The sequence below is a fragment of the Crocosphaera sp. Alani8 genome (assembly GCF_038442745.1).
Lineage (GTDB): Bacteria > Cyanobacteriota > Cyanobacteriia > Cyanobacteriales > Microcystaceae > Crocosphaera.
This window is the reverse complement of the sequence record NZ_JARVCN010000072.1, coordinates 1-11,720: the sequence shown is the minus strand read 5'-3', so window position 1 is coordinate 11,720 and position 11,720 is coordinate 1. Positions and strand designations below refer to the sequence as shown.

The following is an 11,720-nucleotide window of genomic DNA, read 5'->3' as shown; positions in this document are numbered from 1 at the left end:
TATCATTTTAAACAGATTTTTTCCAGGCTTTTTTCTAACATTCAACATTTCTGGAGGAAACCATTCGGCTTTACGAAAAAGTACAAAAATCGACTGATATTGTTGCTGAACACCTAACAGCCAATCAATGGAATACTCTTTGTCGGTTTGGTAGTCTCTACGGCTATGCTAAAAAGGTTATGGCAGCCTGTAACAATGCAGAAACCCTTGCTCCCAATGATCTTAATATCAAAGATAGTCGTGGCCTAGTTAGAGCATTAACTGGGGATAATAAAGGAGCCATTGAGGATTTTCAGGCGTTTATCCAGGGGACTAATAATAGAGAAGCCGAAGAACGTAGGCAATCTTGGATTAATGATCTAGAAAACAATCAAAACCCCTTTACTTCAGAAGAACTTGATAAATTAAAAAAAGAATCAGAATCAAACTAGAGATAAATTGTGATGTTATTTTTAGTGGATTCCAAGATCGCCTGATTGTGTGGAATTCTCTCAGATGGTCAGAATGACAATTTTCTTCACCTTCTATTAAGCCACTACTGACAAGGCTTTTAGGCTGCGTAGATGATCTTGAACGCAACCATCACGTATCGTGGCTGGATCTTTCCCCGATCTTTCTGTATCTTTAGAGTTAAGGGAAAATGTCTACATCTTTGCTAGAATATTTCCCAGACAACGCAACCACTACTAAAGCTCTTGAGCTTTGACAAACTTGAAACGGTGTAAAAGCCCTAGATAGTTAGCCGAAGTTTTAAAAGCTTGGAAGCAACCCTAATTACACCAAACAGTTTGATTCGTATTGAGCCACGCATTAACTGTAGGTGTCGATGAAGGGGGTTGCCATCTTTATCCTAACTAATTTCGTACAATTAATCACCAACTTTTCACCAACTTTCACCAACTTTCCATCACGATACCAAGTTAGTTAATCGGCTAAAAGCCAGATAAGATAGCACTTTCCCCCTTCTCAATGGGTTACTCGCTAATTTCACTCCTTGCGAGATCCAAAGATGAAGGAAACCAACGAAAAACACAATTATCAACACTTAACCCCTGATACTGTCACCGGACAGCGATTGACTCAATACTATAACCACGCATGGGACTTCATAAAGAAAGAAGAAGGAACATGGACAACCATCAACGAATATCCCATAAGTCCCAGAGAAATATGGGATAAACACCAAGATACCCATCAAATAATCGGATTAAGGTTCGGGTCAACCACGAAACACATAACCATAGACCTAGATACAAAGGGCATCTGTCATCCTAGTAAAGATCCCCAAGCCATAAAAACCATAAAGGGAGCCTTAGAAAGCATCGGGTTATGCCGTCAAGTTTGTATTCAATCAAGTGATAGTGAAGGCATACACCTAATATTCCCCCTACCGGAACCCTTACCCACCTTCAAAACAGCCTGTTTAGTCAAAACCACCCTAGAAGCAGCAGGACTAGAAATAAAATCAGGACAACTAGAAGTATTTCCCAACCCCAAGAGATACGCCAAAAAAGGCGAAAAAAGCAACTATAATGGGGTACGTCTGCCCCTACAACCAAATAGCGGGTCATACCTACTAGATGATGACTTAAACATCATCAGCGATAGTGTAGAAGACTTCCTAGACCAGATGGACTGGGCAGCAGAGGGACAAGACATAGAAACATTTAGCAGCCAATTAGACCTAGCTTATGAAGAATATAAAGGGAAAAAAAGCTGGAAAAAGGACGGCAAAAGTAGAAAAGCCCAAGAATGGGAAAAAGCCCTAAAACAAATAGTAAGCATTGGATGGACAGGGTATCACCAAACCAACTACCTACTACCAAAATTCGTAGCTTATTGTATAGTATTTCAACAATGTGTAGGAGCCAAACTAAGAGAAGCAGTAAAGGATGCAGTCATAAACGCCCCAGGATATAGGGAATGGTGTAGGCACCAACATGAGATAGATAAGAGAGTCGAAGAGGTTTGTTATTACACAGAAAGAAACGAATATTACCTAAAATACTGTAACTTCCCGAACCGGAGCAGCAACTATAATCAAACCTACAATAGAAACAGCAGTAACCAAAGAACATTAGACATAGAGAAGAGGATAACGGAAACAGTAGCCCACTTAGAAGCCAATGGAGAGTTACCCCAACAAATCGGCCTCTTAAGGGAAGTGATCATAAAAACAGCCAAAGAAAAATATGGCATAGGATTTTCCATACGAACATTAGGGCAGAAAAAATACCTAGTGCTATGGCATCCCAAACATAGAGCAACAGAAGCAACGATACAAACCCCTCCCCAGAGCGAAACCACATCCCCTCCCGACCCCCCAAATCAACCCCCTCAAGCCCAAACCGCCCCTCCAGTCAAACAGGGTGAACCCGATAGCCAGAGCGGAGATGTATCATTTAGCCCCCTATATGAAGTATTTGGAGAGCTTGAAGCTTTCCCACAAAAAAAATCAAAAATTAACCCAACAACAAACGAACCATCTACGCCTCCTACTGACCCCCCCCTCCCCTCCGCACCGGTTCAACTTGGAGAATTACCCAATGACCGAAAATTGGAGAATGGAGATTGCAGATTGGAGATTGGAAAAAACAAGCCCCTGTCAAACAAGCAGGAGAAAATCTGCCCTCAACAATCTGCCCCCAACAATCACCAATCTGCCCTCTGCAATCTGCAATTAGTTGAGCTTCCAGATCACCTAGCCAAGCGCATTGCTTCGCTTCACTCTACTAAGCAACGCTTTCTCAATCTCGGCTTATTTATTCCCCACGGCCTCAAACGGATAGAAGCCGAGTTAATGGCAGAAATAGCCAAGTTAAATGAAGATTGTAGATTGGAGAGTGGAGATTGCAGATTGAAGCAGTCACAGTCTTCCCCTTCGGATATTAATCAATCTACAACCTCTTTTCCTCAGTCTTCTACTAATCGCAGATCAATCAATAATCATCAATCTCAAACCTCTGTCAAACAACCAGGAGTCAATCTAAAATCGGCAATCGGCAATCGGCAATCCCATGATGATAATCAATCATCATCATCGACTAATACTGAATCATCGACCAATGGCCAACCCAGAAAACTGAGTAAGAAGAAGCTGCTTGAGAAGTGTGACGATTATGGCATCGAAGTTAACCGCACCATTGAGCGGTTAATTAAATCTAACTCGTCCGAAGTGGTGTTAAACGCCCTAGAAGCCTTACTCGAACATAAACGCCAGGGACAAGTTAAAAACCCTGCTGGTTTCCTAGTCAAAGCCATCAAGCAGAAGTGGAAGCCCACCACCGCTACCAATGACCCACAAACATCTCCCAAGCCATCCTCATCCCCATACCTCTCTAATACCACCGCAGCAATAACCGACGAATTTAGCCAATGGTATTCCACAGCGATCGCCAGTGGATTAGTGGAGAATGTACCGACTCATCACTTGCCACTGTACCAACATCGAGAGCCAATGGTGAGGGTATTAACTCCTGATGATAAATTTCCTTATGTCCTACTGCGTTGGAGGAAGGCCAGAGAGCTTTACCCAATTTCTAATACATCCAATTTTGATTAACTGGGAGGGACTTAAATTTATAGTACGAGTTGTAGTTGAAAAAAGTTTTGAAAGGGACTGTCATCACTCGCACCTTTGCTCTGAAAAAAGTTAAAGGAAATATTAAATGGTAAAATAGGGGGGATTGGGGGGAAATACCCCCCAACCAGCAGCAAGTCGAGTTATTAGGAAGAGACAACTGTATTACAAAGAACCTGCTGGCTCTACCCTACATTTTTGGCTAATTCCTAACTCTAATTACCGAGCTTTGTACGGACAGTTTAGAGATTTTTTCAGGGCATTTTTCGTCAAAGGTCATCAAAGGTCGTATTGTAATGATGGTATCTTTGAAAATACCGATAGCGATTTAAGAGCTTAAATCAGTTTAAAACATTATTTTTAAAGATTAACAATGATTATCTCTGCTTTAATAGAGACTGCTCTTGATAGCCAGTTATTTCGTCAATTTCTGAGGAAGACCCTGACTTGAGTGACAACCTTTGACGACCTTTGATGACCTAGAACAAAATTACTGTAAGATAAAGGAAATCGAAAGATGGTTTTGACGAAAAAAAATCGCTCATATCTTCCGTTCTTCCACAGTGTAAATTTTGGTCCGGCCATGTCGGTGAACAATCAATCATTTTCTTCCCACTCTCTCACGGATACAGCAAATTGAAATTGTTCAATAATAAAAAGGACTTTTATGGTGGCCACCACTCTTTTTTCAAAGATGAACAGAATCAAACTTCCCTACATCTAGAGCCCCTCATTCATATAAAGATATTACTTTGATAAAAATGAAAATAGAATTGTCATCTAGAAACTGTAGTTGGACTTACATTCAGGAGACGTGGCGATTCTGCATTAGTTATACCAAATCCGCTTTATATACCCCCTTTTAAAATTTACAGCCTAAAAGCTGAAAACCCTTCTGCCTCCTGCCCCCTGCCTCCTGCCTCTTCTAGAAGATAAGATGGGTTTTAGAACCGGATTTGGTATTATTTGTTCATTTGATTGTTGTAAGGACTCTGCTAATGGTTTTTTATCTATACACTTGTCTATATTAATGTATAGTAGAACTAATTAAAGTAATCCATAAAATCTCTTGCTATTCAGCTAATAGACATCTCCAATAATTAACCTGAAACCCTTATATATCGAGATTAGAATTTAATTTCTGGAGATGTCTAATATATAATAATAGGTCTTTTAAATAAATAGAAAGCATCCCGTTTTTTTAATTAGCATTGGAATTGTTGAAATTACGCTTAATAATAAAAATAAGTAATTTGATAAGTAAAATACTACAAACTACTACTAATAGTAGTATTAGGCAAAATTCAATTGCTTTTGAAAAACCACAATTAAACATACTTATTCCCATTAGTATAAGACCACAAATAAGTATTACGATTAAAAATAATAAAGAAATTATGTGATGTAAGCTCTTAATTAAACTAAAAGATGTCTTTAATTCAGCATTGTTTTCTTTAATAGAGCCTAAAGTAAAGACATTAACTAAATGATTATAATGTTCTTTATCAGCATTTTTTTTAATTATTTTTATAGATTTATTATCATAGTTTTTATTCTTATTAATGAATAATGATTCATCTAAATAATGCCTAATATAAGCTGCACGTATTTTACTTCGGTGATAGCGTTCTGTATAACTAACAAATGATAGAAGTCCAAGAATACTCATAATAATTAGTAAAAGTATTAAATATCTATCTTCACAACCAAAAATTTTATCTGATCCTTCCCTATTGTATTCTACAATAACAGTTAAAATAGCTGCTAAAAGTGCCAATATAAAATTATTTATCCCTTCCCTAGTTGATTCACTATGACGTGCATGTTCTCGATAATCTTCATATAAAGACAATAAAACTTCTTGTTTTTCTGTTTGCATCTTTAAAATACCAAATTTTATTTTTAGATAAAATTATCTTCCTTAATTTAATCTTAACTCTTTAGAATTAACTGATATAATTAACGATTATTATAATTTATTATTATTAATTTAAGAATTATATTTTTTCTTAAAAGTTTAATGATTATCGAATTCGCGCTTTCGCTCATATTATTTATATGGGGGAATACTTCCCCCAAACCCCTTGGATGCTGTTCTCAATAAATATTTGCTGATTTCGCTTTGCTTCATTCGCAAATATTCATCTCAAACAGCTTTTAACAATCCCTAAAAGATTCAATAAAGATTAGGGTATCCGAATCCAGAGATCGCCATCGGGTTTGAATAGGTCAAAGATGATCTGATTGCGTCCTCGTGGGGTTGTTTCTCTGAGTCTCCATTTGCTGAGTGTTTGGGGAGTTGTTCTGATGTTATATTTCTGCTTTAAAATTGCCTGTACTTCTTTATCAGTGAAACGTTGAGTTTCCCCATTGTCCGATATTGGCTCTGTTATCTCCCCAAATTCATCAGTAGAACTTGGAGTAACTTCATGATTATCTTTGCTCTCAGGTTCGTTTCTAGTTGCCTCTAGCTGTGATAGTCGAGAATTTAATTCTTTAAGTACAGGACTGTCAGTTGTTAGTACATGACTAGATAAAAGACTAGGTAAGAGATTAGTAACAGACTCTTCTATCAATTCCTTTAACATCTCTTCTGATGGTAATGTATCAGATAAATTACCAGATAAAAGACTATCGAGGGAATCCTTAACTAGCTGCTCTACCATCTTTTTCTCTAGTACATTATCAGGTAAAGGACTAGGTACATTATCAGAGCTAAAGAAGAGTTTTAAGGCTTCAACAATGCCAGTTCCCCAAGATGGGGATAATTCACCTTGTTTGTTTTTTCGGGTGATCTCATGCTTGAAACAATAAGTCTTTAATTGTTCTGCTATCTCAGAGGGAAGATAACAAGTAACGGTCTTAAAGCCTTCTGGGACTGCCATAATAATTAGTCTTTTACTAAAGTGCCTTACTTAGTATTTTATAATAATCAGTGACTAAGTAATGGATTAATCCAGAAAAGTAATTGACTAGGGGATTGATAATCTATTCATTTTAGTTAGGGAAACCCAGCTTGACATAGTATCATTATTGATACTAAGATCCCATTAAAGTGTATGGCACAAATTGACAAACTCGTTGAACGCTTAAGGAATAATCCAAAGAATGTCAAATTTACTGATTTAGTAAAGGTGTGTAATCATTATTTTGGAGAACCCAGACAGCTTGGGACGAGTCATTGTATCTATAAAACACCCTGGCCTGGAGATCCGCGTGTCAACATTCAAGAAAAAAACGGAAAAGGCAAACCTTATCAAGTTAGGCAGGTTTTAGCTGCCATCGAAAAAATTGAGGAAATGGAAGATGGTTAACTGCGATCACTATAGCTATAGAGTTACTTGGTCAGTTGAGGACTCTGAATTCGTAGGATTATGTGCTGAATATCCTAGTTTGTCCTATCTTGATGAAGATCGTTATGCTGCCATTGAAGGTATTACAAACTTGGTAAAAGATATAGTAGCTGATCTCGAAGCTAATGGGGAGAAAGTTCCAGAACCTATTGCCGAGAGAAGCTACAGTGGAAAATTTCAGGTACGTATCCCACCAGAGCTTCATCGTAAACTAGCTATAGAGGCAGCAGAAGAAAATGTCAGCTTAAATCGCTATGTAAGTCATAAACTAGCTTCTTAGAATTTCTGGCAAAAGTAGGGTTTCAACGGTTCTGTGGGACAATGATCGTTAGAAGTAGTTTTCTAGTTACAGAACCACAGTATATACAAGTTGATTCTTTCTCTAGTTTCTCTAAGGATAACACTATTCCTATCCCCTCTATTAACTGATAATCTATAACAGCAAATCCTTCTAATTGAAGAACATTTGTCATTAAGTTTAGTTGGGAATTTGATGGCATTGGTATAACTTAACTTTAAATATCACCTTTTTTTCAACACTTATTTAACCATAAAATATGCTTAAAAGCAATCCTGAGAAGAGTTATGGTTAATTATTTTGTTTTTTTAGATTTTTTAAATTAGAGTCTTTTTTTTGAAATCTACATGACAAGTTCGGTAGAACCGTTTGTTTATAACCAAGAGAATTTCTGATAAAACACTAGAAATTAATGAAAAAAATCACCAAGATGAAATATTAGAAAACTATTTAGAGAGTATGGAAAAACTTTTATTAGATTATAAATTAAGCAATGATGATGGAGATAATCAAGCTAGAAATGTAGCTCGTTTTAAAACTTTAACAGTATTAAGAAGATTAACATCTAACCCAGAACAGGACAAGAGTATTATTTTAAAATTTTTACGTGATACTGAACTAATACAATTTAAAAATAATGATCATGAAACCTCAAAATTAAGATTAGCTTTCTGTGATTTTCAAAAAGCTAATCTTGGAGGAATTGAACTTGAAATAGCTAATCTTATAGCAGTTAATTTTATAGGAGCTAGTTTTAAAAAAGCTAATCTTAGGGGATCTGTATTAATAGCAGCTGACCTCAGAAAAACTGACTTTACAAAAGCTGATCTTAGAAAAGTTGATCTCTCAGGTAGTGTGCTTCTAAGAGCTAATCTCAAAGAGGCTGATCTTAGAGATGCTAACCTCAAAATAGCTAATCTTAAAGAGGCTAATTTTAAAGAAGCTAATCTTACAAGAACTAACTTAGAAGGAGCTTATTTATATAGAGCTAAATGTTTAAACATTAAAGATTTAAAATCAGCTAAAAATTGGGAAAAAGCAATTTTTACACGGGCAAAATTGGATAAGGATAAGTTTCAATGGATTGTAGAAGATAAAGAAAATAATGAATTACAAGTTGAAATAATAAGAAACTCAACTAGCGGCATAGTTGGCGGCATAATGGAGTCTAGTTTTTAAGAGGTTAGTTTAATAACGTAGAAGCCTTCAAACCTCATCAATTGGTCATCGTAGACAATCGAGTTTAGCTTTTCTTATCGTTTCACTTTTAAATTCCTGAGTAATTCTACTCAAATGATAAGGTTTCCTTATATACTGAGAATGGAGGGTTTGACAATGACCCAAGATTGTACATTTAAGATTTGAGGTGCTGGGCGCGTCTTCGACGGTGCGGATTGATTTTAAATTCATAAGAGATTCTAGCGATGGCAAGCTGGTCGAAATTCACGAACTAATTAAGGTTTAAGAATGATGTTTTGGTGAGGATTTTCCTTAACCGAACAGTATTGAGGTCAGATATCCTTGACTTTTGTCCCTATAATAAAGTGGCACTTTTTACTAAAACTTAGAGGAAAATCATGGAAATTGCCGCAACTGCCATTGATAAAGTGCTGACCGATTTAGGAGCACAACCCGATCCTCGTTGGAAAACTTTAGCTGCCGACAAACAGAGAAAACAGATTCAAACTGAATTAAATTCTTCCGCCCCCAAAGATGGCATGATGCGAGTCATGACAAGGATGCAGTTTCAAGAAGCACCAGATTTAGGAGAAATTGACTGGGAATCAGAATTAGCAACTTTTGAACAAATAGAATATCCTCAATACTACCTTCAGCCTTTTCATAGTGTTTTGGGAGGGTGGTTGTCGGAAATTGCCGCAGTTGGCAATCGAGTAGCAATGGAGGCGGTTTTAGAAAATGCCCATGAGCGAAAGTCCCTGGGAGTAAGAGAGGAAATTGCCCAATTATTTCCCGAAGATGCTCGTCAGATTTTAGACTGGGGAGCGGGGATAGGAGACGATGCCGCAGCTATTGCTCGCTGTCTTCCGAAGGCTACAGTAACGGCATGGGAAGCTTCTCCATTTATGATTGTAGTCGGTCGCCGTTACCACAAAGAGATTCCTAATCTCCGTTGGAAACATGGTTTAGTAGAAAAAACTGAATTGCCAGATAATTCAGTTGATGCAATTAATATGACTTATCTTCTCCATGAATGCCCTGATGAAGTTAAGCAAATAATTCTAGCAGAATGCTGGCGAATTCTCTCTCCAGGGGGTCTGTTAGTGGTAACAGATTCGCTCCCTGGCGACCTGTATTCATACAGAGGCTTCTTTGAACCCTATAAAGAGCAATGGCTTAAAATCAACCCAGATCAATTACTCACAGAAGCAGGTTTTATCAAGCTCAAAGCTTATCAGTTTGCCTATTCTACTTGGACTCGTGTTGGGGTTAAACCTGAATAATTAATAACTTTCATTGGTGAAGTACCCCACCCTCAACGTAGTAGGGTGGGGTACTTCACGGATTACTATGATTGGTTCTAGTTTATCTTTTTTACTTACAATTTTCCTAAGTCTTTAAGACTGTTTAAGAGAAAAAATCACCCTTAATTATTACGGGGATTATGGCTAAAAAATATCCCTGGCCTTCCTCCAACGTAGTAAGACATAAGGAAATTTATCATTGGGGGTCAACACCCTCACCATTGGCTGTCGATGTTGGTACAGTGGCGAGTGGTGAACCGGTACATTCTCCAGTAACTGTAAGCAAGGTCGGAAATATTGGCTATTATTACTCTCCATCTCATAACCCTAATCTCAAAGTAGCCAATATTTCCTAAAATTCGCTACTGATTGAACTAGGATTGATCATTTACTAATGTATCTCTTAAGTTATCCCCTAGTTAAATCAGGCAAATTTTCCTTTGCTTTATAAATCAGTTCATCAAATTGATCTTCACCACCTAGTCAGTGATCTGATCTACACGGTGGGGTTACTTCATAATTTTCATTTGCTGATGATCATTTTTGGCCAGCACCGGCATCAAAAATTTTTCTAACTCGTTCAGTCCGAAGCGGTTTAACCTAACCTTAACCTTGAGGTCGCTCCCGTTTCATGGTTTAATAAATGCAGAGATTAGCATTATAAAAACAAAATAAACAGCGAGCGATAAGCGAGCTTCGTTATATCTTTCTCGAAGAGAAAGCGCACTTACGCAAACTTCGTTTGCCAAGTGCTACTAGGTCGCTAGTTAGTTCCATGACTTTTGAAAGTAGAAAAAAAGATTAAATCGCTGAAACCTAGACTATGAAAGCGTTTCAGCGATCTGGACAAAAGTGAAATAAATGCAACTCATAGGGGTGTCACGGAGTGTCATAGGGGTGTCACCTCACTCTCTACTCACTCTCTCGGCACTCTCTCAGCACTCATAGGACATTGTTAGCCCAAATTGTCCAATTAGGCTATTTGTACTAGCTGTGTGTTACAAAAATGTAGTTGATTAGGCGACAAAACACTACATTTTGTCACTTTTTGTAGCATAAGCACCGGCTTAAGATTGGAGAGTGGAGATTGCAGATTGGAGATTGAAAAAAATAGAGAGCAGGGGAAAATCTGCCCTCAACAATTAACTTTTTCCTTGCTCCTTCGGCGTTTGAAAGGAGTCAATCTTCAATCGGCAATCTGCAATCTGCAATTGTCCCTCGTTGAATCAACGATAGGCGGATTAAGTGGAATTGTTTGGACAAACTTTTCAAGTCTGCTCCTATTTTTTTCAACGAGATTCGGAATTTAGTAGGATTGAGGTAGAGTTTTAGAAAAGTAACTTTAATTTTCCTCCTGATGTCTAATCAAGATCGCTCAATACAGGTTGGTGGGAATGTAACGGGTAGTGCTATGGTCACAGGTGACAGTAATACTGTTTCTGTGGAATTTCAGCAGGCATCCTTACCTCAGTCCGAAACGGTTGATATTAAGGCTGAACTAATGGCTTTGCATGAAATTCTGGCAAGTTTGAATGATCCAATTGCCACAGGGGTTGCTCAGAAGCTAAAGGAAGAGGCAAGCAAACCAAAACCTGATAAAAACATTATTGCCACCACTCTCGAAACGGGTTTAAGTTATGCCAAAAATCTGTCTAGCTTTGCAGAAGCAATGGATAAGTTACAACCTCGCGTCGAAGCAACGGTTGCATGGTTAGGAAAGCATGGTTATAAATTGCTACCTTTAGTGGGTTTAGCCTTATAGCTTCTGGAAGATGATGGAACCCTTGAGTAGATGAGTGAGCAGCCGTTAAACCGTAGTATTCACATTGAAAAAAGTGCCGTAGGAAGCGCGATTGTTTCAGGGGACGGCAACACCATTTATGTCATCCACCAGACGACAGAACAGCAAGGTGTGGAGCAGGTTTCGCCTGAGTCTTCTACAGAAATAGGTGCTAAGGTGATTTCCAAGAAAGAGTTTCCCGGTTATTTTCTTGCATCTGTTTGGA

Annotated in this window: 10 protein-coding genes and 1 pseudogene; 8 read left to right on the top strand and 3 right to left on the bottom strand. The window is 37.8% G+C overall.

Annotated features, from left to right (window positions below):
* The first annotated feature begins 179 nt into the window (after positions 1-179).
* Complete coding sequence (locus P9B04_RS05495; protein WP_342053998.1) at positions 180-431, top strand: tetratricopeptide repeat protein; 252 nt, start codon at positions 180-182, stop codon at positions 429-431.
* Between the two features lie 578 nt (positions 432-1,009).
* Positions 1,010-3,562 (top strand): hypothetical protein, encoded by a 2,553-nt coding sequence (locus P9B04_RS05490; protein WP_342053997.1) that lies wholly within the window; start codon positions 1,010-1,012, stop codon positions 3,560-3,562.
* A 1,219-nt stretch (positions 3,563-4,781) separates the two neighbouring features.
* On the opposite strand, the gene P9B04_RS05485 is transcribed toward P9B04_RS05490, so the two are convergent.
* Positions 4,782-5,459 carry a hypothetical protein gene (locus P9B04_RS05485; RefSeq protein ID WP_342053996.1) on the bottom strand — a complete coding sequence of 226 codons (678 nt, stop codon included), beginning with the start codon at positions 5,457-5,459 and terminating at the stop codon, positions 4,782-4,784.
* Positions 5,460-5,766: 307 nt separating this feature from the next.
* Positions 5,767-6,465, bottom strand: coding sequence for a hypothetical protein (locus tag P9B04_RS05480; RefSeq protein ID WP_342053995.1), 699 nt, complete (start codon positions 6,463-6,465; stop codon positions 5,767-5,769).
* Positions 6,466-6,639: 174 nt separating this feature from the next.
* On the opposite strand from P9B04_RS05480, the gene P9B04_RS05475 reads away from it, so the two are divergent.
* Both P9B04_RS05475 and P9B04_RS05470 read left to right on the top strand, forming a co-directional pair.
* Positions 6,640-6,894, top strand: coding sequence for a toxin HicA (locus P9B04_RS05475; protein WP_342053994.1), 255 nt, complete (start codon positions 6,640-6,642; stop codon positions 6,892-6,894).
* Complete coding sequence (locus tag P9B04_RS05470) at positions 6,887-7,213, top strand: type II toxin-antitoxin system HicB family antitoxin (RefSeq protein ID WP_342053993.1); 327 nt, start codon at positions 6,887-6,889, stop codon at positions 7,211-7,213. The genes P9B04_RS05475 and P9B04_RS05470 overlap by 8 nt, the downstream gene beginning before the upstream one ends.
* A gap of 55 nt (positions 7,214-7,268) precedes the next feature.
* Here the strand turns inward: P9B04_RS05470 and P9B04_RS25115 are convergent.
* Positions 7,269-7,433 (bottom strand): annotated as a pseudogene (locus P9B04_RS25115) (ISL3 family transposase); the annotation flags it as partial.
* Positions 7,434-7,600: 167 nt separating this feature from the next.
* Here P9B04_RS25115 and P9B04_RS05465 point away from each other — a divergent pair.
* From P9B04_RS05465 to P9B04_RS05450, 4 genes are all read left to right on the top strand, one after another.
* Positions 7,601-8,410, top strand: a complete 810-nt coding sequence (locus tag P9B04_RS05465; RefSeq protein ID WP_342053992.1) for a pentapeptide repeat-containing protein — start codon at positions 7,601-7,603, stop codon at positions 8,408-8,410.
* A 398-nt stretch (positions 8,411-8,808) separates the two neighbouring features.
* Positions 8,809-9,693, top strand: a complete 885-nt coding sequence (locus P9B04_RS05460; protein WP_342053991.1) for a class I SAM-dependent methyltransferase — start codon at positions 8,809-8,811, stop codon at positions 9,691-9,693.
* Positions 9,694-11,071: 1,378 nt separating this feature from the next.
* A complete protein-coding gene (locus tag P9B04_RS05455) occupies positions 11,072-11,476 on the top strand; it encodes a hypothetical protein (protein ID WP_342053990.1) in 405 nt (134 codons plus the stop codon).
* Between the two features lie 30 nt (positions 11,477-11,506).
* Positions 11,507-11,720, top strand: a 214-nt coding sequence (locus P9B04_RS05450; protein ID WP_342053989.1) for a hypothetical protein, incomplete at its 3' end; no start/stop codon positions are given.

Coding starts and splice junctions, on each gene's coding strand:
- P9B04_RS05475 (WP_342053994.1), top strand. CDS start 6,640: ATGGCACAAATTGACAAACTCGTTGAACGCTTAAGGAATAATCCAAAG.
- P9B04_RS05495 (WP_342053998.1), top strand. CDS start 180: ATGGCAGCCTGTAACAATGCAGAAACCCTTGCTCCCAATGATCTTAAT.
- P9B04_RS05490 (WP_342053997.1), top strand. CDS start 1,010: ATGAAGGAAACCAACGAAAAACACAATTATCAACACTTAACCCCTGAT.
- P9B04_RS05485 (WP_342053996.1), bottom strand. CDS start 5,459: ATGCAAACAGAAAAACAAGAAGTTTTATTGTCTTTATATGAAGATTAT.
- P9B04_RS05480 (WP_342053995.1), bottom strand. CDS start 6,465: ATGGCAGTCCCAGAAGGCTTTAAGACCGTTACTTGTTATCTTCCCTCT.
- P9B04_RS05470 (WP_342053993.1), top strand. CDS start 6,887: ATGGTTAACTGCGATCACTATAGCTATAGAGTTACTTGGTCAGTTGAG.
- P9B04_RS05460 (WP_342053991.1), top strand. CDS start 8,809: ATGGAAATTGCCGCAACTGCCATTGATAAAGTGCTGACCGATTTAGGA.
- P9B04_RS05455 (WP_342053990.1), top strand. CDS start 11,072: ATGTCTAATCAAGATCGCTCAATACAGGTTGGTGGGAATGTAACGGGT.